Annotated in this window: 20 protein-coding genes and 1 tRNA gene; 9 read left to right on the top strand and 12 right to left on the bottom strand. The window is 66.7% G+C overall.

Annotated features, from left to right (window positions below; genetic code table 11):
* Positions 1-27 precede the first annotated feature (27 nt).
* Positions 28-396 (bottom strand): hypothetical protein, encoded by a 369-nt coding sequence (locus BM115_RS20590; protein ID WP_092298383.1) that lies wholly within the window; start codon positions 394-396, stop codon positions 28-30.
* A gap of 141 nt (positions 397-537) precedes the next feature.
* Here BM115_RS20590 and BM115_RS20585 point away from each other — a divergent pair, with 141 nt between their 5' ends.
* Entirely contained in the window at positions 538-942 is a 405-nt protein-coding gene (locus BM115_RS20585; protein ID WP_092298480.1) for a hypothetical protein, read from the top strand.
* 71 nt (positions 943-1,013) lie between these two features.
* Here BM115_RS20585 and BM115_RS20580 read toward each other — a convergent pair whose 3' ends face one another.
* On the bottom strand, positions 1,014-1,484 hold the full coding sequence (locus BM115_RS20580) for a cyanophycin metabolism-associated DUF1854 family protein (RefSeq protein ID WP_092298380.1): 471 nt from the start codon (positions 1,482-1,484) through the stop codon (positions 1,014-1,016).
* 34 nt (positions 1,485-1,518) lie between these two features.
* On the bottom strand, positions 1,519-3,819 hold the full coding sequence (locus BM115_RS20575; protein WP_092298377.1) for a cyanophycin metabolism-associated ABC transporter: 2,301 nt from the start codon (positions 3,817-3,819) through the stop codon (positions 1,519-1,521).
* Positions 3,820-4,073: 254 nt separating this feature from the next.
* Here BM115_RS20575 and cphA (BM115_RS20570) point away from each other — a divergent pair, with 254 nt between their 5' ends.
* The 3 genes from cphA (BM115_RS20570) to BM115_RS20560 all read left to right on the top strand — a co-directional run bounded on the left by cphA (BM115_RS20570) (position 4,074) and on the right by BM115_RS20560 (position 9,958).
* Entirely contained in the window at positions 4,074-6,719 is a 2,646-nt protein-coding gene (cphA, locus tag BM115_RS20570) for a cyanophycin synthetase (protein WP_092298374.1), read from the top strand.
* 30 nt (positions 6,720-6,749) lie between these two features.
* Complete coding sequence (cphA, locus tag BM115_RS20565; RefSeq protein WP_092298371.1) at positions 6,750-9,320, top strand: cyanophycin synthetase; 2,571 nt, start codon at positions 6,750-6,752, stop codon at positions 9,318-9,320.
* Positions 9,321-9,478: 158 nt separating this feature from the next.
* The gene (locus BM115_RS20560; RefSeq protein ID WP_092298368.1) at positions 9,479-9,958 is read left to right on the top strand and encodes an SRPBCC family protein; all 480 of its coding nucleotides are present in this window, start codon (positions 9,479-9,481) and stop codon (positions 9,956-9,958) included.
* Positions 9,959-9,968: 10 nt separating this feature from the next.
* On the opposite strand, the gene BM115_RS20555 is transcribed toward BM115_RS20560, so the two are convergent.
* From BM115_RS20555 to BM115_RS20540, 4 genes are all read right to left on the bottom strand, one after another.
* Entirely contained in the window at positions 9,969-10,628 is a 660-nt protein-coding gene (locus BM115_RS20555) for an amino acid ABC transporter permease (RefSeq protein WP_092298365.1), read from the bottom strand.
* 140 nt (positions 10,629-10,768) lie between these two features.
* Positions 10,769-11,581: a transporter substrate-binding domain-containing protein gene (locus tag BM115_RS20550; RefSeq protein WP_092298362.1), complete on the bottom strand. Its 813-nt coding sequence runs from the start codon at positions 11,579-11,581 to the stop codon at positions 10,769-10,771.
* Between the two features lie 203 nt (positions 11,582-11,784).
* A complete protein-coding gene (locus BM115_RS20545) occupies positions 11,785-12,705 on the bottom strand; it encodes a glutamate/aspartate ABC transporter substrate-binding protein (RefSeq protein WP_092298359.1) in 921 nt (306 codons plus the stop codon).
* An 88-nt stretch (positions 12,706-12,793) separates the two neighbouring features.
* Positions 12,794-14,071: a D-amino acid dehydrogenase gene (locus BM115_RS20540; RefSeq protein WP_092298477.1), complete on the bottom strand. Its 1,278-nt coding sequence runs from the start codon at positions 14,069-14,071 to the stop codon at positions 12,794-12,796.
* 193 nt (positions 14,072-14,264) lie between these two features.
* On the opposite strand from BM115_RS20540, the gene BM115_RS20535 reads away from it, so the two are divergent.
* On the top strand, positions 14,265-15,218 hold the full coding sequence (locus BM115_RS20535; protein WP_092298356.1) for a LysR family transcriptional regulator: 954 nt from the start codon (positions 14,265-14,267) through the stop codon (positions 15,216-15,218).
* 87 nt (positions 15,219-15,305) lie between these two features.
* Positions 15,306-16,628, top strand: a complete 1,323-nt coding sequence (locus BM115_RS20530; RefSeq protein WP_092298353.1) for a polyamine export protein PaeA — start codon at positions 15,306-15,308, stop codon at positions 16,626-16,628.
* A gap of 12 nt (positions 16,629-16,640) precedes the next feature.
* On the opposite strand, the gene BM115_RS20525 is transcribed toward BM115_RS20530, so the two are convergent.
* On the bottom strand, positions 16,641-17,405 hold the full coding sequence (locus BM115_RS20525) for an SDR family oxidoreductase (RefSeq protein WP_092298350.1): 765 nt from the start codon (positions 17,403-17,405) through the stop codon (positions 16,641-16,643).
* Between the two features lie 156 nt (positions 17,406-17,561).
* On the opposite strand from BM115_RS20525, the gene BM115_RS20520 reads away from it, so the two are divergent.
* A complete protein-coding gene (locus tag BM115_RS20520) occupies positions 17,562-18,461 on the top strand; it encodes a LysR family transcriptional regulator (protein WP_092298347.1) in 900 nt (299 codons plus the stop codon).
* 116 nt (positions 18,462-18,577) lie between these two features.
* Here the strand turns inward: BM115_RS20520 and BM115_RS20515 are convergent.
* From BM115_RS20515 to BM115_RS20505, 3 genes are all read right to left on the bottom strand, one after another.
* Positions 18,578-18,667, bottom strand: a tRNA-Ser gene (locus BM115_RS20515).
* A gap of 81 nt (positions 18,668-18,748) precedes the next feature.
* Positions 18,749-20,056, bottom strand: a complete 1,308-nt coding sequence (serS, locus tag BM115_RS20510; RefSeq protein WP_092298474.1) for a serine--tRNA ligase — start codon at positions 20,054-20,056, stop codon at positions 18,749-18,751.
* Positions 20,057-20,186: 130 nt separating this feature from the next.
* Positions 20,187-21,530 (bottom strand): replication-associated recombination protein A, encoded by a 1,344-nt coding sequence (locus BM115_RS20505; protein WP_092298343.1) that lies wholly within the window; start codon positions 21,528-21,530, stop codon positions 20,187-20,189.
* 178 nt (positions 21,531-21,708) lie between these two features.
* Between BM115_RS20505 and BM115_RS20500 the strand changes: the two genes are divergently transcribed.
* Complete coding sequence (locus BM115_RS20500; protein ID WP_092298340.1) at positions 21,709-22,392, top strand: hypothetical protein; 684 nt, start codon at positions 21,709-21,711, stop codon at positions 22,390-22,392.
* Between the two features lie 104 nt (positions 22,393-22,496).
* Positions 22,497-22,664 (top strand): hypothetical protein, encoded by a 168-nt coding sequence (locus tag BM115_RS27355; RefSeq protein WP_176860900.1) that lies wholly within the window; start codon positions 22,497-22,499, stop codon positions 22,662-22,664.
* A gap of 18 nt (positions 22,665-22,682) precedes the next feature.
* Here the strand turns inward: BM115_RS27355 and BM115_RS20495 are convergent, their stop codons facing one another.
* Entirely contained in the window at positions 22,683-23,102 is a 420-nt protein-coding gene (locus BM115_RS20495) for a hypothetical protein (protein ID WP_255370925.1), read from the bottom strand.
* Positions 23,103-23,107: the final 5 nt, after the last annotated feature.

Here is a 23,107-nt window from a genome sequence, read left to right as displayed (position 1 = left end):
AAAATCCATTGGCCGCTCGATGCACGCTCAGTGCACCGATTCCGCCGGCTGGCTCGCTGCCAGGCGCGCGGCATAGAAGCGGTCCAGCGCTACGTGCACGCCAAGCAGGCCGAACAGTTGGGAGGCCTCGTTCACTGATACCAACACGCCCGGCATCCACAGCCGCTGCAGGCGGCCCGGGGCCTGCCCGCTGAGGTCGGCAAACGCTTCCATGCCGTACTCCTGGATGGCCTTGAACAGCACCAGGCCTACCAGGTACATATCGCCGGAATCCAGCGCGATGGCCGCCTGCGCAGCCCAGCGCACTTGCCGGTCTTCGTGCTTCTCCGCCTCGGCAAAGCGCTCCGTCGCCGTCTGGGCGACCGCCTCACCGGGCGCTTGGAATGTGAGGCTCATTGCCAATCTCCAATGCCAGATCCCATGGATATCGGCAGATTTGCCATTTTCCTGAAGCCTTCCTCCAGGACACGAGATAACGCATGGGTCCCTTGGCCGCACGGGGCTACAATGGACGCCCGCCTCTTCCTGCCCAACTCCATGACCGACCACCCCCGCTTCACCCTCAACCGCTCCATGGTCATGCTGCTGCCCGAGCAGCCGTTCCTGGACTGGATCAAGGCCGTCGACCCGGAGCCCGTGCCGGGCCTGTCGCTCGAGGACGTCCGCGACGACGCCAGCGTCTTTCTGTTGCCGTCGGAAGTGGCGGATTCCCCGGAGACTGCTATGCGCTGGGTGGAAAAGCGCTGGCAGGCGTTCTTCGAATTCATGTTGGGCGAATGGTTTGATGATTCCATGTGGCCCGAGAATATGTCCCTGGCCATGTTCCGCGAATGGTTCACGCCGCGTTTCCATTCCATGGTGTGGGATATGGCGCCGGAGTCTCCCATCATGCATGAAGACTGGGATGACGAAGACGACGATATGCCGTCCATGCTGCACTAAATCCAACCTCGGAAATTGAAACGGCACGCCCGAGGGCGTGCCGTTTTTGCTTGCGCGAACAAGACTATAAATCAAAGAAAGCGATCGAGTATTTTGCGGCTGGGTTTGTCGAGCGCGGACAGGTCGCGAATCAGGTAATGAATGCCGTGGTTGTCGGAGATCAGCAGCGTGCTGCCGGTCAGTCGACGAATGTCCTCTTCGCCGCGCAGCACGAGGTCGGTCTGGCCACGATCCGTCCGCACCGTCCAGACGCTCGGCGTGGCATAGGTGGACACACCCACAATGCTACGAATTTCCGGCATGAACTCGCGCGCGGCCAGTTCGGACTCGATCAGGGCACGCATCGGCGCCGGCAGGGTATCGAGGCGCGGAATCCACGCCAATTCGCGGCCATCGGTACTGATCAAGCCGACACCGTCGTCGGGCGCGGCAATCGGGAAGGCGCGCACAGGCACCACGCCCTCGTGCGCCGTGCCGTCGGCCGTCGTCAGAACGAGCTTGCCGAACGGGTTGCGGGACAACGTGTAATCGGGCGTCTGCATAGCGGTTTGCCGAGAAATCGAATCACCTGAAGAATCACTGCGCATTGACGGCCTCCGTATCGAGGCGTTCGCCCGCGCTGGGCAGGTCTGCATCGGCATCGACATTGCGCGCCTGCGCCTGGTAGAGCTTGTAGTAGGCGCCTTCGCGCGCGAGCAGTTCGTCGTGATTGCCGACTTCGACAATCTGTCCGCGATCCATCACCACGAGGCGATCGGCCTTCCGCAGCGTGGACAACCGGTGCGCGATCGCAATGGTCGTACGTCCCTGCACGAGGTTATCCAGCGCCTTCTGGATCTCCTTCTCCGTGGTGGTGTCCACCGACGACGTGGCCTCGTCCATGATCAGGATGCGCGGATTGATCAGCAGCGCGCGTGCGATGGAGATGCGCTGGCGCTCCCCGCCGGACAGCGCTTGCCCGCGCTCCCCTACCAGCGAGTCATAGCCGTGCGGCAGGCGCAGGATGAACTCGTGCGCATGCGCGGCCCGCGCTGCGGCGACGATTTCTTCGCGCGTGGCGTCGGGCTTGCCGTAGGCGATGTTGTCGGCAATCGTGCCGAAGAACAGGAACGGCTCTTGTAGTACCAGTCCGATATGGCGGCGGAACTCCGACACCGGCAGCGAGCGGATGTCGATGCCATCCACGCGGATCGCGCCTTCGGACACATCGTAGAAGCGGCAGATCAGATTGACAAGCGTGCTCTTGCCCGAGCCGCTGTGGCCGACCAGCCCGATCATCTCGCCCGGCCGGATCGACAGGTTCAGGCCGCGGATCACCGCGCGGTTGCCGTAGCGGAAGCCGAGGTCGCGCAGTTCGATGGCGCCCTCCACCTTATCGAGATGCACCGGGCGCTGCGGCTCGGGCACGCTCGACACATGGTCCAGGATGTCGAAGATCCGCTTGGCGCCGGCGGCAGCCTTCTGCGTGACCGACACGATCCGGCTCATCGAATCCAGCCGCGTGTAGAAACGGCTGATATAGGTCAGGAAGGCGACCAGCACGCCGACCGTGATGGCGTCGTGGCTGACCTGCCAGATGCCGAAGATCCAGACCACCAGCAGGCCCACTTCGGTCAGCAGCGTCACCGTAGGCGTGAACAGCGACCAGACGGCATTGACGCGATCGTTGACGGCCAGATTGTGCTTGTTCGCCTCGCGAAAGCGGTCGACTTCGCGCTTTTCCTGGGCGAAGGCCTTGACCACGCGGATGCCGGGAATCGTGTCGGCCAGCACATTGGTGATCTCGGACCAGATGCGGTCGATCTTCTCAAAGCCGTGACGCAGGCGGTCCCGCACGAGGTGGATCATCCAGGCGATGAACGGCAGCGGCACCAGCGTCACCAGCGCCAGCCAGGGATTGATCGAGATGAGGATGATGGCCGTCATGACGATCATCAGCACATCGGTTGCGAAATCGAGCAGGTGGAGCGACAGGAAGACGCAGATGCGGTCGCTTTCGGAGCCGATACGGGCCATCAGGTCGCCCGTGCGCTTGCCACCGAAATATTCGAGCGACAGTTTTAGCAGGTGTTCGTACGTTGTTGTGCGCAGATCGGCGCCGATACGCTCGGATACACGCGCCAGCAGATACGTCCGCGCCCAGCCCAGGCTCCACGCCACCAGCGCGGCGCCTAGCAGCCCGGCCAGGTACATCTTGACGCGCTCATAGTCGATCGGCACGCCGTTTTGGTACGGAATCAGCACCTTGTCCATCAGCGGCATGGTCAGGTACGGCGGCACCAGCGTGGCGGCGGTGCCGAGCAGGGTCAGCAGGAAGCCGGCCAGCAGCTCCCACTGGTAGGGCCGTGCGAAGCGCCACAGGCGCAGCAGCGCCCAGGTGGATGGCGGGGTCTCGAGGTCGCGGCTGCACTGGGGGCAGACGTCCTCGCCGGGGGGCAGCGGGGCCTTGCAGGTGGGGCAGACATCGTCGTCGGCCGGCACGGCGGCCTGGCCGGTGGCGAGCAGCGCGCGGCGGGCTTCGAACTGATCGGCCAGCCGCAGGGCGTCGGGATTGTAACCAAGCGTGTAGCGCCAGCTCCCCAGCCGGGCGCGGCCGTCGGCCAGTTCCAGCGAGCCAACCCCGGCGTGGTCGCCATGGGTCAGCGTCAAGGCAGGCGTAATTTCCCAGTCGACGATGTTTTTTTCACCGCCCCCCCGGGCAATCAGCCGGCGGTCGGTCACAACCAGCCACCCTTGGGTAAAATGCAGCCTTGCGTCCAGGTCCAGGTCAAGGCCAGCCAGCACGGTTTCACCGGGCTGCAGGCTCGTGCCGATCTCGGCGCCCCAACGACCTTGCGGGCCGGAGGGGATTGGGACGGACGGGGAGGATTGGGTCATTATTGGCGCGAAATGCGTCCGCGGTGAGTCCACAACAGGGTAGACACGGACATAACTTGAAACAATTTAGGCGGGAAGCCGGCTGGCGGCCCGCGATTTTGCCCGCAAGTATACATAACGCAAACAAACGGGGCGCCTGGTGCGCTGCACAACGTCTTCCGGACTTCAGGGGTCAACCCTGATGCCGTTGAAACGTTACTGAAAGGTTAGGCTCCCATTTCTCGGGCATTCGCCCACTGCCTCAAGCTAAATCAATGAAAAAGAAGGACATTGAGATTTTCGATGTCATGTCGCTGCGCGGCCCGAATATGTGGACATATCGGCCAGTGCTGGAGGCATGGGTTGATATCGGCGAACTGGAGGATTTCCCCTCCAACAAGATCCCGGGGTTCTACGAGCGCCTGTCGGCCTGGCTCCCGTCGCTGATCGAGCATCGCTGCAGCATTGGCGAGCGCGGCGGCTTCCTGCAGCGGCTCAAGGAAGGGACGTGGCCCGGCCACATCCTCGAGCACGTGACGCTTGAACTGCAGAACCTGGCCGGCATGCCGGGCGGCTTCGGCAAGGCCCGCGAGACCCCCGTGCGGGGCGTCTACAAGGTGATCGTCCGGGCCTGGCACGAGGAGGTGACGCGCGCCGCGCTGTTCACCGCCCGTGATCTGGTCATGGCCGCCATCGAGGACCGCCCGTTCGACGTACCCGACGCCGTGGACAACCTGCGCCGCCTGGTCGACGAACATTGCCTCGGCCCGAGCACCGCCTGCATCGTCGATGCCGCCGATGACCGCGACATCCCCTCCATCCGACTCTCCGACGGCAATCTGGTTCAACTTGGCTACGGGGCGCGCCAGCGCCGCATCTGGACCGCCGAGACCGACCGGACCAGCGCCATCGGCGAATCGATCTCGCGCGACAAGGACTTGACCAAGACGCTGCTGGAATCCTGCGGCGTGCCGGTACCGGAAGGCCGCATGGTCGAGAGCCCCGAGGACGCCTGGGACGCCGCCGAGCGCATCGGCGTGCCGGTGGTGGTCAAGCCGTACGACGGCAACCATGGCCGCGGCGTGTTCACCAACCTGATGACGCGCGAGGAAGTGGAAACCGCCTACTCGGTGGCCATCGACGAAGGCAACGGCGTGATCGTCGAGCGCTTCGTGCCGGGCAACGAACACCGCCTGCTGGTGGTGGGCGGCCGGCTCGTGGCGGCGGCGATGGGCGAGACGGCCAGCGTCGTGGGCGACGGCACCTCGACCATCGACGAACTGATCGATTCGCAGATCAACTCCGATCCGCGCCGGGGCAGCACCGAGGACCATCCGCTGAACCGCGTGCGGCTCGATTCCGCCGCACGGCTGGAACTGAAGCGCCAGGGCCTGGTAGATGGCGATTCCGTGGCACCCGCCGGCAAGACCATCCTGATCCAGCGCAACGGCAACGTCGCCTTCGACGTGACCGACCGCGTGCACCCGAGCGTGGCCGCGCATGCCGCGCTGGCCGCGCGCGTAGTGGGGCTGGACATTGCCGGGGTAGACCTCGTGGCCGAGGACATCTCGCGCCCGCTGGCCGACCAGCGCGGCGCCATCGTCGAGGTGAACGCCGGCCCGGGCCTGCTGATGCACATCAAGCCGGCCGACGGCACGCCGCGCCCCGTGGGCCCCGCCATCATCGACCATCTGTTCCCCGCCGCGAAGGATGGCAGCGCCGATGACGGCCGCATCCCCGTGGTCGGCATCACCGGTAACAACGGCAAGACCGTGGTGGCCAAGCTCGTGGCGCGCCTGCTGCAACTTTCGGGCAAGCACACCGGGCTGGCCTGCAGCGACGGCCTGTTCCTGGACCGCCGCCAGGTGGAGACCGGCGACCGCGCCAACTGGGAAGCCGGCCATCGCATCCTGATGAACCGCGCCGTGGAAGCGGCCGTGTTCGAGAACGACAGCGGCATGATCCTGTCGCAGGGCCTGCCGTACGACCGTTGCCAGGTTGGCGTGGTGACCAACTTCGCCCAGCCGGACCACCTCGGCGACTACTACGTCGAGGACGAGGACCGCATGTACAACGTGTTGCGCACCCAGGTGGACGTGGTGCTCAACAACGGCGTGGCGGTGCTCAACGCCGGCGATGCGCGGCTGGTGGAGATGGCCGAGCTGTGCGATGGCGATGTGATCTTCTTCGGCCTCACCGCCGACCTGCCGGCGATTGCCGCGCACCGGGCGGCGGGCAAGCGAGCGGTGTTCGTACGCGAAGGCAAGGTCGTGATGGCCACCGGCCAGAGCGAGATGCCGCTGACCGATGTGTCGGCCATTCCGCTGACCTACGCGGGCCGCGTGGCGTTCCAGATCGAGAACGTGCTGGCGGCCGTGGCCACGGGCTGGGCGCTGGGCATTTCCAACGACCTGATCCGCGCCGGCGTGGTGACGTTCGACGTTGGCCAGGTGGACGTGCCGGGCCGCTTCACGCTGTTCGAACGCCAGGGCGCCACGGTGATCGTCGATGACGCGCACAACGCGCCCGCGCTGACGGCGCTGGCCGCCGCGCTCGACCGCTTCCCCGCCGAGCGCCGCATGCTGGTGTTCGGCGCCGGCGTGCAGCGCCGGGACGAGGACCTCGTCAGCCACGGCAAGATCATCGGTGCCGCGTTCGACCGCGTGTTCCTCTGCGAGGACCAAAGCGTGAAGCGCGACCTGCCCGATGCCGAGGCCCGCGCGCTGGTCAAGAAGGGGCTGTACGAAGGCCGCCGCGTGACCAAGATCATCGACGAAGGCGCCCGCCGCGCCGCCATCGAGACCGCGCTCTCGCAACTGGTGGCCGGCGACCTGCTGGTCATCCAGTGCGACGAGGGCTCGCCCGAGGGCACTGTCGAGCAGGTACACCAGTGGGTCGGCCGTAGCGGCCGCCGCGCCTGATGGCTCGGCCAGAAAAATAACGGAAATACTATGGAAGTCTCCCGTATCCGGGCCCTGCGCGGCCCGAATCTCTGGTGCCGCCACACTGGCATCGAGGCCATCGTGGCCTGCTCGGACACCTCGCACCTGCTGGCCGACCTGCCCGGCTTCGAAGACCGCCTGCGCGCGCGCTTCCCGGCCATCGGCCCGCTCCGTCCTGACGACGAGGCCGGTACGCCGTCGATGGCCCACGCGCTGGAAGCCGCCGCACTCGGCCTGCAGGCCTCCGCCGGCTGCCCGGTCACCTTCAGCAACACCGCGCCCACCGTGGAGCCCGGCACGTATCAGGTAGTGGTGCAGTACAGCGAGGAGGAAGTCGGCCGGCTCGCCTTCGAACTCGCTGAACAGCTATGCCTGGCGGCCCGCGACGACAAGCCCTTCGACCTCGACGACGCGCTGCACCGCCTGCGCGAATTGGACGAGGACGTGCGGCTGGGGCCGAGCACCGGCTCCATCGTCTACGCCGCCGTGGCGCGTGGCATTCCGTATCGCCGCCTCACGCAGGGGTCGATGGTCCAGTTCGGCTGGGGCAGCAAGCAGCGCCGCATCCAGGCCGCCGAGACCGACATGACCAGCGCCGTGGCGGAGTCCATCGCGCAGGACAAGGACCTGACCAAGAGTCTGCTGCACGCCGCCGGCGTGCCGGTGCCGCTGGGCCGCTCGGTGCGCAGCGCCGAGGAAGCCTGGGCCGCCGCGCAGGCCATCAACGGGCCGGTGGTGGTCAAGCCGCGCGACGGCAACCAGGGCAAGGGCGTGGCGGTGCGCATCCGCACGCGCGAAGAAGTGATGACGGCCTACGAAGTGGCGGCCGACATCTCCTCGGACGTGCTCGTGGAACGCTACATCCCCGGTCACGATTTCCGCCTGCTGGTGGTGGGCAAGCACCTGGTGGCCGCCGCGCGCCGCGATCCGCCGCAGGTGATTGGCGATGGCGTGCACACCGTGCGCCAGCTCGTGGAGGAAGTGAACCGCGACCCGCGCCGGGGCGAGGGCCATGCCACGTCGCTGACCAAGATCCGCTTCGACGATATCGCGCTGGCAACGCTGGCCAAGCAGCACCTGACCGCCGACTCGGTGCCCGCCAACGGCACGCGCGTGGTGCTGCGCAATAACGCCAATCTGTCGACGGGCGGCAGCGCCACCGACGTGACCGACGACGTCCACCCGGACATCGCCGCGCGCGCCGTGGCCGCAGCCCAGATGGTGGGCCTCGACATCTGCGGCGTGGACGCCGTGTGCGAGACCATGCTCAAGCCGTTCGAGGAACAGGCCGGCGGCATCGTCGAAGTCAACGCCGCGCCGGGCCTGCGCATGCACCTGCAGCCGTCGTTCGGCAAGGGCCGCGCCGTGGGCGAGGCCATCGTCTCAACCATGTTCGCCGATGGCGACGATGGCCGTATTCCCGTGGTGGCGGTGTCCGGCACCAACGGCAAGACCACCACCGTGCGCCTGATCACCCACCTGCTGGCCACGAGCGGCCTGCGCATGGGCATGACCGGCACCGATGGCGTGTATATCCGGGGCGAGCGCATCGACACCGGCGACTGCAGCGGTCCGCGCAGCGCGCGCAACGTGCTGCTGCATCCGGACGTCGACGCCGCCGTGTTCGAGACCGCGCGCGGCGGCCTGCTGCGCGAGGGCCTGGCCTTCGACCGCTGCGACGTGGCCGTGGTGACCAATGTGGGCGAAGGCGACCACCTGGGGCTGTCCTATATCAGCACCGTGGAAGACCTGGCCGTGCTCAAGAGCGTGATCGTCCAGAACGTGGCGCCGCATGGCATGGCTGTGCTGAACGCCGCGGATCCGATGGTGACGCGCATGGCCGACGCCTGCCCCGGCACGGTGACGTTCTTCGCGCAGGATGCCGGGCTGCCGACGATGGCGCTGCATCGCGCACAGGGCAAGCGCGTGGTGTTCGTCGAGGGCGACGAGATCGTGGCGTGCGAGGGCGAGACCCAGGTGCGCATCGCGCTGGCGGACATCCCGCTGACGCGCAACGGCAGCATCGGCTTCCAGGTGGAAAACGCGATGTCATCGATCGCCGCCGCCTGGGCGCTGGGCGTGGACTGGGCCGTGATCCGTCGCGGGCTGGCTACCTTCGTCAACGACGCCGCCACGGCGCCGGGCCGCTTCAACGTGTTCGACTACCGGGGCGCCACCCTGATCGCCGACTACGGCCACAATCCGGATGCCATCCAGGCATTGTGCAATGCGGTGGAATCCATGAAGGGCGACCGCCGCGTGGTGGTGATCAGCGGCGCGGGCGATCGTCGCGACGTGGACATCCGCCGGCAAACCCAGATCCTGGGCGGCGTGTTCGACGAGGTGGTGCTGTATCAGGACCAGTGCCAGCGCGGCCGCGAGGACGGCGAGGTACTGGCGCTGCTGCGCGAAGGGCTGGAAGGCGCACAGCGCACCCAGCACGTGGAGGAGATCCGGGGCGAGTTCCTGGCGATCGACACCGCGCTGGGGCACCTGAAGCCGGGCGACCTGTGCCTGATCCTGGTGGATCAGGTGGAAGAGGCACTCGGGCACATCGCCCAGCGCATCGCGGAACAGTAACGCGCACCTTTGTGCGTCCGTGCGAAGGCCGGCTCCCAGGAGCCGGCCTTTTTTCTTGTGCGTCCACTTGCATCGAAACGGTTGCAGGTGCCACATTACTGTCACCATCGCTCCGATGACCGCCCTGCCCCGCCGGTCTCATCCAGAGGAGGCTTGCCATGCAATCGCCGCAGACCGTAGTGGTCACCTACATCGCCGCCACACCCGAGCAGGTCTGGTCCGCGCTGACGGAGCCCGCGCAGAGCGAACAGTATTTCTTCGGGCGGCGCGTGGAGTCTGACTGGCAGGTGGGCAGCCCGTTCGTGCTGCGCATGGACGACGGGCGGGTGGACTCGCAGGGCGTGGTGCTGCTGGCCGAGCCGCCCTACCGGCTCTCGGTGACGTGGCGCGTGGAGTGGCTCGAGGCCTTCCGCGAGTTACCCGAGGTGGTGGTCACTTGGCAGGTGGATGCGCTGGGGCAGGCGGTGCGGCTGACCGTGAGCGAGACCCATCGCGAGCCGGTGGACGAGCAGATCCTGCAAGGTGGCCGCAACGGCTGGCCGATGATCCTCGCCGGACTCAAGACGCTGCTGGAGACGGGGCAGCCCCTCCAGGTCGAGGTCCCCAAGCCGCCACCGGCGCCCTCCTCCGCCGCCTAGCCCCTCGCCTTCAGTGCCGACCCGGCAGCGAGAGCCGGCGCTCCAGCACGCGCTGCAACACCGATAGCCCGGTACTCAGGATCCAGTAGATGACCGCCACCGCCAGGTAGAGCGGCAGCGGCTGGTAGGTGGCGGCGATGATTTCCTGCGCGGTGCGCAGCAACTCGGTCACGGTGATCACCGACACCAGCGAGGTGTCCTTGATCAGGCTGATCAGGCTGTTGGACAGGCTCGGCACGGCCAGCCGCAGCGCCTGCGGCCCGACGATGTAGCGCAGCGTCTGGATGGGCGTCAGGCCCAGGCTGTAGGCCGCCATCCACTGCCCGCGCGCAATCCCGAGGATGGCGCCGCGCATGCTTTCCGACAGATAGGCGCCCACGTTGAGGCTCAGGGTCAGCACGCCGGCCGGGGTCGGCTCGAGCGCAATGCCCACGCTCGGCAGCCCGTAATAGACCACGAAGATCTGCACCAGCAGCGGCGTGCCGCGCATGATGCTGACGTACACGCGCGCCACCATTTTGAGAATCGGCGCATGGCTAATGCCCATCAGCGCGACCACAATGCCAATCACCAGGCCGAACGCCATCGACAGCACGGCGAACTTCAGCGTGAGCAGGGCGCCCTGCAACAGCACGGGCAGCGAATCCATCACGAGGGCGAGGGCGGACATGGCGGGAGCAGGTCAGGAATCCGGAATGCCGGGATCATACGTGATCCGGCCGCGGAAAAAAAAGGCCGACTCTCGGGAGCCGGCCTTGCTGGTACGGGCTGGGAGCGAGTTGGCCCGGCGGGGGGCGCAACCCTGTCCGCTTACTTCGGCGCCTTGGTCACATCCGAGCCGAACCACTTGGTCGACAGCTTCACCAGCGTGCCGTCCTTGCGCAGGTCTTCCAGCGCCTTGTCGATGGCCTGGGCGAACTTCGGATTGTCCTTGCGGAACGGGATGGCGACCTCGGTATTGGCGCCGGGCACCACGGCGCCCGGGCGCAGCGGCAGGTTGGCGTTCTTGATCAGGTAGTTGACCATCAGCCTGTCATTGAGCGCCGCGTCGATCCGCTGCGAGGCCAGGTCGCGCAGGTACTCAGGCGCGCCGGGATAGGTCTTCACGTCGATGCCGGCCACCGATTTGGCCAGTTCGTTGTAGTTGCTGCCCAGGCTGACGCCCAGCTTGTGGCTCTTCAGGTCGTCCAGCGACTTGAACTCGCGCTTGTCGTCCTTGCGCTGGATCAACTGGGCTGCCGAATAGACGTAGGGCGTGGAGAAATCGAGGGTCTGCTTGCGCTGCGGCGTGACCGCGACCTGGTTGACGATGATGTCGAACTTACCCGCCTGCAGGCCGGCGATGATCGCGCTCCATTCGGTGGTCACGAACTCCGGCTTCACGCCGAGCTTGCCGGCGATGGCGCGCGCCACGTCCACGTCGAAGCCCTCGAGTTCGTTCTTCGCGCCGCGATAACCGAACGGCGGGTACGTGCCTTCCACGCCAATCTTGAGCACGCCGGCTTGCTTGACCGTGTCGAGCAGATCGGCGGCGCTGGCGGCCGTGGCCGTGAAACCGGCAACGCCAGCCAGCAGCGCGGAAGCCAACAGGGATTTGAGCAAGCCAGTACGAATCGAGCGCATAAATTCTCCAGTGTGAGAGGCGGATCAGGCCGGCTGCCCCTTTTGGGGGCGAACCGGAGGCTCCTAAGAGCCTATAACGGGCTCCACACTACCGCAAACACTATCAAACGCGAAATAACGATTCATTATGGCTATATAACCGATCCGCCACCGCACCCAGGGGCCGGGCGGGGCGGACCGCGGCGCCGCCAGTCCCTCCCTGCTTACTGGAACGCCTTGTCGTTCGGCGCCGCGAACAGCGCCTTCATGTCCGGCGACAGCGGGTAGTTCATATTGATGTTGCGCGGCGGAATCGGCGACTGGAACCACTTCGTGTACAGCTTGTCGGCGCGGCCGCTCAGCATCAGGTCCGACACCACGCCATCGGCCAGCTTCTTGAACGAGGCGTCGTCCTTGCGGAACATGCACGCGTAGTTCTCGGTCTGGAGCGGCTCGCCGGCCACGACCCATTCGCTCGCGTTCTTGGCCTTGGTGCGCTCGCCGTACAGCAGCGGCTCGTCCATCACGAAGGCTACCGCACGGCCCGTCTCCAGGATCAGGAACGCCTGGCCATGGTCCTTGGCGCTGGTCAGGTTCATGTTCATGCCCTGCTCGCCGTTCATCTTGACCAGCAGGCGCTCGCCCGTGGTGCCGGCCGTGGTGACCACGTTGCGGCCCTTGAGCTGGGCGAAGTCGGTCACGCCCGAGTCCTTCTTGGTCAGCATCTTGATACCGTAGACGAACAGGCTGTTCGAGAAGGCCACCTGCTTCTGGCGCTCGAGATTGTTGGTCGTGCTGCCGCATTCGATGTCGATCGTACCGTTCTGCATCAGCGGGATGCGGTTCTGCGAGGTGATCGGCGTCAGCTTGACCTGCAGGTTCGGCATGTTCAGCGTCGTCTTGATCTTGTCGACGATCTGCAACAGGATCTCGTGCGAGTAGCCCATGACCTCCTTGCCGTCCGTGTACGAGAACGGAATCGACGACTCGCGGTAGCCGAGCGAGATCACGCCGGTGTCCTTGATCTTCTTGAGCGTATCGCCATCGGCGGCGTGCGCGCCGGCGGCAGCGCAGGCCAGCACGGCGGCGGCCAGCAGGCGGGTGGACAGGCAGGTAGGGGTCAGACGGACACGCAGTGACTTCATGGTTTTCGCTCCTTGATGGGGCTTGGTTTAATCAGCTCGAGGCAATCCCACTTCCGTACTACAAACTTCAACACCCGTTGGGCGCCGGTCAGGCCCGCGCCGCACTGAAATCTTCTGCGCCGATGGCCGGCGCGCGGCCGGCCAACTGGTCCGCCAGCATCCCCGCGCTGCCCATCGCCAGCGTGAACCCGAGCGCGCCATGGCCCAGGTTCAGCCACAGGCCCGGCAGGCGCGACGGGCCGACCAGCGGCAGGCCGTCCGGCGTGGCCGGGCGCAGGCCCGCCCAGGGCTGCAGGGCATCGAGGCCGGCGCCATTGGCCACGCCGCCAAACACGGCGCGGGTCTGGGCGACCAGTGTCTGCGCGCGCTCGCGGTCGATGGTCGGCCCGCCGCGCACCAGATCCGCCATGCCGGCCACGCGCAGCGTATTGCCGATGCGCGCGTAGACGATCTTGTTGGCGAAGTCCGTCACGCTGATATGCGGCGCCCGGGCGCCATCGGCGATCGGCACCGTGATGCTGTAGCCCTTGAGCGGCCACAGCATCGGCCGTACGCCGAGCGGACGCAGCAGCGGCACGCTGCCGATGCCGCCCGCGACGATCACCGCGTCCGCGCGCACCTCGTCATCGGTCGTCCTCACGCCCACCACCTGGACGCCCGATGTCATCAATCCAGTGACACGTGTGCCAAACCGCATCGACACATTGCCCTTCCCTTGCAACAGATGGGCCAGCGAGAGGCAAAAGCGATGACAATCGCCCACTTCTTCGCTCGGCGTGTAGATGGCGCCGGCGATGTCGCCCCGGATGCCGGCCAGCGCGGGCTCCAGCGCCACCGTGGCGTCGCGGTCCAGCGCCTGCTGCTCGCAGCCCAGGCTGGCCTGGTAGTCCAGCAGCCGGCAGGCCGATGCATAGGCGGCTTCGTTGCGATGCACCACCAGCTTGCCGCGCCGCGCGAAATCGAAGCCGCCGCCCTCGCCGCGTGCCTCCGGGCCGTCCACGAAGGCCTGCATCAGGTCCCGCGAATAAAAGGCCAGCCGCAGCAGCTTGCGCGTGGTCGCCTCGCTGGTGGCGGCGTTGCACGCCTGCACGAAGGCCAGCAGCCAGCGCCACTGGGCGGGATCGGCGGTCGGACGGAAGCGCATCGGCGAATCGCGGTCCAGCAGCCAGCCCGGCACCTTCGACAGCACGCCCGGCCCGGCCAGCGGCGCCACATAGCTATAGCTCAGCTGCCCGCCGTTGGCGAAGCTCGTCTCCTCGCCCGGCCCCTCGTGGCGCTCCAGTACGGTGACCTCGTGGCCGTCCTGGGCCAGCCGCCATGCGGTGGTCATGCCGACCACCCCTGCTCCCACAATCGCTATGCGCATCGAACCTGCCTTGCCATCCATATCGAAACGATGGGCCAGAGCGTAGTCCACCGCGCGCGGCTTGCCCAATGCCAATACGTGCCAGAATATGTCCCTAGGCTATGGATGCCGGCCACCCGGGCTTACCCGTAGTGCACGGCCGTCCTGGCCGGTTTCCGCCGCACCTTTCCGGACAATATCCAGCACCACAACGATGCGCCTGCGCCAGATCGAAGTCTTCCGCGCCGTCATGCTGACCGGCACCGTCAGCGAGGCCGCGCGCCTGCTCCACGTCTCCCAGCCCGTGGTGACGCGGGTATTGCAGCACGCCGAGGCCTCGCTGGGCTTTCGTTTGTTCGAGCGCGTGCGCGGCCGGCTGCAGCCCACGCCCGAGGCGACCGCGCTCTATGGGGATGTCGAAAGGCTATATGGGGAGATCGAGCGCGTGCGGCGCGTGTCCGAGAGCCTGCGCCACAAGGGCGCCGGCCGGCTGCGCGTGGCCGCCACGCCGAGCCTGGCCAACCCGCTGCTGGTGCCGGCCGTGCGGCGCTTCTGCGCGCGGCATCCGGAAACGCAGGTCCAGGTGCTGACGCACCATACCAACGAGATCGTGGACGCGCTGCTGGCCAACCAGATCGACGTGGGTTTCGCCTTTTCGCCGCCCCGGCACGAGGCCATCTCCTCGGAGCCGGTAGCCGCCGGCCGGATGCTGCTGGCTGTGCCGCGCACGCTGCCGCTGCCGGCCGGGGGGCGGCGCGGGGCGGTGTCGATGCACAAGCTGATGGACCGCCCCTTCGTCGGCTACGACGACGACACCTCGCTGGGCCTGCTGGTGCGGCAGACGCTGGCGCGCCACGCCCTGGAGCCGCATTCCACGCTGGAGGTGCAGACCTACTCGCTGGCGCTGGCACTCGTCGATGCGGGGCTCGGCCTGACCGTGCTCGACCAGTACACGGCCCTGAGCGCCAATCCGGACAATGTGGCACTGCACGATATCGAGCCGATGCTGCCTTTCGAGATCCAGCTGCTGCGCGCGAGCCACCGGGGTGCCTCCAGCCTCGTGGACGACATGCGCACCCAGTTCACGGCCGCCGCCGCCGAGCTGGCGGCCACCCTGCCCCACCGGCTCGAAGCCCCGCGCGTGCAGTTCGACGCGCCCGAGAAATGAGCCGCGCCGCCCTCAGAAACGCCGCATTGACAGACCTGCGCGGCGTACACCATCATCAACCCGCCCCGACAGGCGCGTGAAACCCCCATGTTCGTCCTGACCCTGATTCTCCTCGTCCTGATAAGCGCGTTCTTCTCGATTTCGGAGATCGCGCTGACGGCCGCCCGGCGCACCAAGCTCCAGGTCCTGGCCGAGCGCGGCGACCGCCGCGCCACCAAGGTGCTGCGGCTCAAGGAAGAGCCCGGCAACTTCTTCACCATCGTGCAGATCGGCGTGAACAGCGTGGCCATCCTCGCCGGTATCCTGGGCGAGAAACACGTCTCCGACCTCGTCTTCGCCGCGCTGACCCCCTATATGAGCGCCACCCACGCGCTGCGCGTGGCCAATATCGGCTCCTTCCTGGTGGTGACGCTGCTGTTCATCCAGTTCGCGGACCTGATTCCGAAGCGCATCGCCATGACCTTCCCCGAGCGCTGCGCGGTGGTGGTCATTGAGCCGATTCTCACGCTGCTGCGCGTGCTGAAGCCGGTGGTGTGGATCTTCAACGCGGCGGCGGACGCGATGCTGAAGCTGCTCGGCATCCCGACCAAGCCGGTGGACCAGATCACCACCGAGGACATCGCCGCGATGGTCGATGCCGGCGCCGAGGCCGGCGTGCTCCACAAGCACGAGCTGCACCTGATCGAAAACGTGTTCGAACTCGACTCGAAGGGCATCACGGCGATCATGACCCCGCGTGACGACGTGATCTTCCTGACGCTGGACGAGACCGCCGACAGCGTGCGCCGCAAGCTGGTCAGCCAGCCGCACGCGCAATACCCGGTCTGCGGTCACGACCTGGACGACGTGCTGGGCTACATCGACTCGAAGGACATCCTGCAACGGCTGCTGGCCGACGAGAGCGCCACGGTGCTCGGCAACATCGGCCGGCATCACGACAAGAACGTGCTGGTGATTCCGGACACGCTGACGCTGTCCGAGTCCCTGACGCGGTTCCGCGAGATGCACGAGAGCTTTGCGGTGGTGATGAACGAGTACGGGCTCGTGGTGGGCATCGTCACGCTCGACGACATCGTCGGCGCGCTAATGGGGGACATCCTGTATTCGGCCGAGGACGAGCAGATCGTGCGGCGCGACGAGACGTCATGGCTGGTGGACGGCGTGACGCCGCTGGTGGACCTCAAGAAGGCGCTCGAGCTTGATTCGCTGCCCGGCGAGGACTACGTCGATACGGCGGCCGGCCTGGTGATCTACTCGCTGAAGCGGATTCCGAAGAAGTCCGAGTCGATCACCGTGGCGGGCTACCGCTTCGAAGTGCTGGATATCGATCACCACAAGATCGACCAGCTGCTGGTGTCGCGGCTGCCGGGCGCGGTGGCGCCGAGCGCCGCTTCAGCCGGGGACCACTGACTCAGGTCTGAGTTACGTGCGCGTGATGGAGGCGCCGCCGTCCACCAGGGACGCCGTGCCGGTCACGAACGCCGCGTCGTCAGACGCCAGGTACAGCACCGACCGCGCCAGTTCTTCCGGCTTGGCCACGCGCTTGAGAGCGTGGAGTCCGGTGATGAACGCCTGCGATTCGGTCGTATTGTTCATGTCACGATACATTTCGGTGTCCACCGCGCCCGGCAGGATGGCGTTGACCCGCACGCCTTGCGGCCCGTACTCGGACGCCAGCGCCTGCGTCAGGCCGATCAGGCCGGCCTTGCTCGCGGCATAGGCGGCCACGCCCGGGAACGCGAACGAGTAGCCGACGAACGTCGACGTGAAGATCACCGATCCCCCGCCCTGCTTCGCCATCTGCGCGATCTGGTGCTTGGCGCCGAGGAACGCGCCGGTGAGGTTGATCGCCAGCGTGTCGTTCCAGCCGGCTTCCGACACCCCGGTGCTCGGGCCGCCTTCGCCCAACGTGCCCGCGTTGTTGAAGGCGATGTCCAACTTGCCGTACTGCTCGACCGCCAGATCCACCAGGGCGCGGGCATAGTTTTCGTCCCGGACGTCGCCCGCCAGTGCAACCGCCTCGCCACCGGCGGCGCGGATGCGGGCCACGAGGGCGTCCAGTTCCGCCTGCCGCCGCGCGCCAACCACGAGCTTCGCGCCCTCCTTCGCAAACAACTCCGCCGTGGCCAGGCCAATGCCGCTGCTTGCACCCGTGATGATCGCCACCTTGCCGTTCAGTCGTTCCATGATGTGCTCCGGTTTCCGTTGAGTTGATTCGTTGATTTGATCTATCGATTTCGGTTCGCCACACCCAGGTGCGCCGCGTCTGAACCCAGTATGGGCGCTGGGATTAGATAGCGGTATATTGCTAATCACGATTCTGCTTTTCGGAAAAACCGAACAATGTTCAAACTGGAAGGGGTGGCGAGTTTCGTGGCGGTGGCCGAGTCTGGGTCGATCACAGAGGCGGCGCGCCGGCTGCACCTGTCGAAATCGGTAGTCAGCGAGCGGCTGGCGGAGATGGAGCAGGTGCTGGGCGCGCGCCTGCTTCACCGCACCACGCGGCGGGTGAGCCTGACCGAAGACGGCGCCGCGTTCCTGGAACGCGCCACCCGGATCCTGCGGGAAGTGGAGGACGCCGCAGCGGAGATGACCGAGCGGCGCGGCACGCTGTCCGGCCCGCTGCGGATCGCCGCGCCAGTCACGTTCGGACGCCTGCACCTGGGGCCGGCGCTCTACCCCTTCCTGGCCCGGCATCCCGACATCGATCTCTCACTAGATCTGGACGACCGTCGCGTGGATGCGTCATCGGAAGGCTACGACGCGGTGATCCGCCACGGCGCCGTCGGCGATTCGCGGCTGGTGGCGTGGCCCCTGGCGCCGAGCCGCCGGCTGCTCGTGGCATCGCCGGCCTACCTCGACCAATGCGGCGCGCCAGACTCGCCCGAGGCATTGCAGCGCCATCACGGCATCTTCTATACGAATCGGGGCATCGCGGACTGGTCGTTCCTGCAGGACGGCGAAATGACTTCGCTACGCGCCCGCGCCCGCCTGCGGGTCAACAACGGCGACATGATGCTGGACGCGGCGCTGGCCGGCCTCGGCATCGCGCTATTGCCGACCTTCCTGGCCGGCGCTGCATTGAAATCGGGCGCGTTGCGGAGCGTGGACATCGGCGTGCAGACGGCAGCCGAATCGATCTACGTCGCCCACGCGGGAGGCCGACGCGCGTCCGCCAAGCTGCGTGCGCTGGTGGAGCACCTGCGCGAAGCGATCGGCAGTCCGCCGTATTGGGATGTGTAGAGGGAACGCGGGAGGGGACGTGTAGAAAAACAAAACCGACGCCTGCTTGCACAGTGCGTCGGTCTGAGTGTTACTGCTATTTGTTGCTTACCCAGCGAACCGGGCAGCTTCTTATTTGGCGGAGAGGGTGGGATTCGAACCCACGGTACCGTCGCCGGTACGCCTGATTTCGAGTCAGGTACATTCGACCACTCTGCCACCTCTCCGGTAACTTGGTCGACCTTGCGGCGAAACCAAGATTATAGCGATGTTGCGCCCGCCTTTGCAAGCGGCTTGCGCAATAATTTTTACGCCTCCGGTTGCAGCGTTGTGATGCCGCCCATATACGGCTGCAGCGCCTTCGGCACGGTCAGCGAACCATCGGCATTCTGGTAGTTCTCGAGAATCGCCACCAGCGTGCGGCCCACGGCCAGGCCCGAGCCGTTCAGCGTGTGCACGAGTTCCGGCTTGCCCTGCCCCGCGCGGAAGCGGGCCTGCATGCGGCGCGCCTGGAAGTCGCCCATGCTCGAGCACGAGCTGATCTCGCGGTAGGTGTTCTGCGCCGGAATCCACACCTCGATGTCATAGGTCTTGGTGCTGCCGAAGCCCATGTCGCCCGTGCAGAGCACCACGGTGCGGAACGGCAGTTCCAGCTTCTTGAGGATGGCCTCGGCATGGCCGGTCATCTGCTCGAGCGCGTCCATCGACTGCTCGGGCGGCACCACCTGCACCATCTCCACCTTGTCGAACTGATGCTGGCGGATCATGCCGCGCGTGTCCTTGCCGTACGAGCCTGCTTCCGAGCGGAAGCACGGCGTGTGGGCGACGTAGCGCAGCGGCAGCTTGTCGCCGGCCACGATGGCGTCGCGGACCATATTGGTCAGCGGCACTTCGGCGGTCGGGATCAGGTAGAAGTTCTCGATGGTGTCCTGGCCATCCTCGCCGCCGACCTTGCGCGGCACCTTGAACAGGTCGTCCTCGAACTTGGGCAGTTGGCCCGTGCCACGCATCGACGCGGCATTGACGATGTACGGCACGTACATCTCGGTGTAGCCGTGCTCGAGCGTGTGGGTGTCCACCATCAGCTGCACCAGCGCGCGGTGCATGCGCGCCAGGCCGCCACGCAGGAAGGAGAAGCGCGAGCCGGTCACGCGCGTGGCGGTCTCGAAGTCGAGGCCGAGCTTCGCGCCCACGTCCACGTGGTCCTTGACCTCGAAGTCGAACGTGCGCGGCGTGCCGACGCGGCGTACCTCGACATTGCCGGTCTCGTCGCTGCCCACCGGCACGCTCGCGTCCGGCAGGTTCGGGACCGACATGATCGCGTCGTGGATCTGTTCCTGGATCTCGGCCAGGCGCTGGGCCGACGCCTTCAGCGTGTCGCCAATGCCGGCGACCTCGGCCATCGGGCCGGAGGCGTCTTCGCCCTTGCCCTTGAGCATGCCGATCTGCTTCGACAAGCTGTTGCGGCGCGCCTGCAGGTCTTCGGTCTGCGTTTGCAGTTGCTTGCGTTCGGCCTCGAGGGCCTGGAACGTCGCCACGTCGAGTTGAAAACCGCGCGTGGCCAGCCGTTGGGCCACGGCGTCGATGTCTTTGCGGAGCAGCTGGATGTCGAGCATGTTGCGGGAGCGATGGATGTGCAGTGCCGGCGACATGCCGGCGATGGGCGCCATTTTACTGCACCGGCACCCCCTGCCGCGACGGAGTCAGCGCCCTTTTCCAGCCTTGTTCGGCATTTTCAGAGTCGTCTCACTCTTTCTCACCGCCCTTGTCCGGCCGATGTTCGCGATGCCAGGCCGCGTCGAGGTCGCGCAGATGGCGCAGTTTGTCGCTGATCTTGCCTTCCAGGCCACGTGGTGTGGGCTGGTACCAGTCCTGGCGGCGGAGGTCGTCGGGCAGGTAGTGCTCGCCGGCGGCGTAGGCCTCGGGCTCGTCGTGCGCGTAGCGGTAGGCGTGGCCGTAACCGAGTTCCTTCATCAGCTTGGTCGGCGCGTTGCGCAGGTGCACCGGCACCTGGCGCGACTTGTCCTTGGCCACGAAGGCCCGCGCGGCGTTGTAGGCGTTGTAGCCGGCATTCGATTTCGGGGCGACGGCGAGGTACAGCAGCGCCTGGGCCAGCGCCAGTTCGCCCTCGGGCGAGCCGAGCCGCTCGTAGGTCTCAGCCGCATCTAATGTGATGCGCGCAGCACGTGGATCGGCCAGCCCGATGTCCTCCCAGGCCATCCGCACGATGCGCCGCGCGAGGTAGCGCGGATCGGCGCCGCCATCGAGCATGCGGCAGAACCAGTACAGCGTGCCGTCCGGATCGGACCCGCGCACGGACTTGTGGAGCGCGCTGATCTGGTCGTAGAACGCATCACCGCCCTTGTCGAAGCGGCGCAGGTTCTCGGCCAGCGCGCTGCCCAGCAGCGGCGTGTCGATGCGGTCCTGCCCCGCGTTGCGGGCCGCGCGCGCGACGATCTCGATATTGTTCAGCAGCTTGCGCCCGTCGCCGTCGGCCGAGCCGACGATCAGCTGGAGCGCCTCGTCCTCCCAGGTCAGCCCGCCCAGTTCCTCGCTGGCGCGCAGCACGAGCTGCTTCAGTTCGGCGTCGTCCAGACTCTTGAGCACGTAGACGGCCGCCCGGGACAGCAGCGCGCCGTTGACCTCGAACGATGGGTTTTCCGTGGTGGCGCCGATGAACGTGAACAGGCCGCTTTCCACGTGCGGCAGAAAGGCATCCTGCTGGCTCTTGTTGAAGCGGTGCACTTCGTCGACAAACACCAGCGTGCGGCGGCCGTGGGCGCGGTACTGCTCGGCGCGCTCCACCGCCTCGCGGATGTCCTTGACGCCCGACAGCACGGCCGACAGCGCGATGAACTCGGCATCGAACGCGCTGGCCATCAGCCGCGCCAGCGTGGTCTTGCCCACGCCGGGCGGACCCCACAGAATCATCGAATGCGGCTCGCCGGACGCGAACGCCACGCGCAGCGGCTTGCCAGCCCCCAGCAGATGCTGCTGGCCGATGACTTCGTCGATGGTGCGCGGGCGCAGGCGTTCCGCCAGCGGCTGCCGGGAACGTTCAGGGGGGTCGGAAAACAGCGAATCCGCCACGATGGTTCTACCTCTTGGATCTGGGCGCGCGCGGCCTGGCCGCGGCGCGGAACGTGACAGTGTAGACCATCGCCCGATGGCCTAAAGAATCCCTTCAACCTTGCCGATAACATCCAATGGCCCGCGTATCACCCGACCGGGCGTGGCAGATTCATCGGTTACAAGTTCGAGGATCCCTATGCTGCGTTACCGCATGCTGTTGTTCAAGATGTCCCGCCTCGCGAGCAAGAACAAGCTCAGCGGCGTGGAAGAAATCTCGTTGGCAGGGCAGTTTTCCGAAATGATCGGATCGCAGGAGGAGGCCGACCGCCTGATCGAGGATCTGGTCGACCATGAGAACCCGCAGGTACGCCGCATCGGACTGTCCGCGATCCGGCGCTCGCGCCGCTTCGGCGGTCGGATGCTGATGCCCGCGCTGCTGCGCCGGCTGGCCGATGTGGAAGGCTGGCTGCGCCATGACGCGGTGTGGATCGTCCAGGAAGGCCAGTTCGATGGCGCCGAACTGCGCGCGGCGCTGCGCCGCGTGGCCGGCAACGTGCGGCTGCCGCAGGACGCGGTGCGGGCCAAGGCCAATCCGGCCGATGGTCCGCTGCACGCGGCCGTGCGCGCGCGCCAGGCGCTGGACGTGCTGATCAAGAAATCGGCGGAAGCGCACAATGCAGCACTTGCTGCCGGCGGCGGCCTGCCCGGCGCCACCGATGGCCAGCCCTATGCCCAGGGCTCGGTCGGCCATATCCGCGCCGTGCACCGGCAGTTGCAGCGCAAGATGGCAGGGCGCAAGCTCAACAGCAGCACCAAGCTGCGGTTCAAGAAGGTGGAAAGCCAGTATCCGCCCAACGACAACCGCCGCTTCCTCCTCTGATACCATGGGGCTCGCCTTGACGCTTACCTAGGTCTACCCAGGCTTGCCCAGCTTTTCCAACCCCGCCGGCCCGACGGCCGGCTCGCCAGGAGGAAGCCACTGCCATGGCCATCACGACCCGCATCCGCAAGAAGAAGCAATATCGGAAAGCCGTGTTGAAGTTGCGCGCCGCGATCAAGCGCGGCGACGAGGAAGCGATCAGGATCCGGCGCGAGAAACTGCAGAAGCTGCCGGTGCCGCGCCAGCGCTACGCGCGCGAGGCGCAGGCGTAGCGCCGCGGGCGTCAGCCCTCAGCCCTTGGCCCGGTCGGCCAGCGTCTTCATGGCATCCGCAGGCAGCGGGCCATGGCAGGTCCGCTCGCCACCGGCCACTCCCACCACCAGCCATACCTTGTCCGGCGCATCGGCCGGATGGAGCAGCCATGCCGGCCCACGCGCCGCATTGCTGGCCGGCAGGTCTTCCAGCACCCCGCTGTGCGCCGATTGGAGCAGCGTGGCGCACTGCGAGTGCGGCACGCGCGTGGCCTTGAGGAAGTCCGGATTGCCGAGCACTTCGGGCATGGCCGTATCCGATGCACGCAGGAAGGCATCCACGTCGAACCGATTGGCCGGCGCCTGGGCGCAGGCGGCCAGCAGCAGGACGGCGGCCCCGGCCAGCAGGCGGGGGGTCACGATGGACAGCGAGAACGACGGCGAAAAATCGGCGGGCATGGTGG

This window comes from Cupriavidus sp. OV096 (assembly GCF_900115455.1).
Lineage (GTDB): Bacteria > Pseudomonadota > Gammaproteobacteria > Burkholderiales > Burkholderiaceae > Cupriavidus.
Note: the sequence above shows the minus strand (reverse complement) of the source record. Positions and strands in the feature narration are given on the sequence as shown.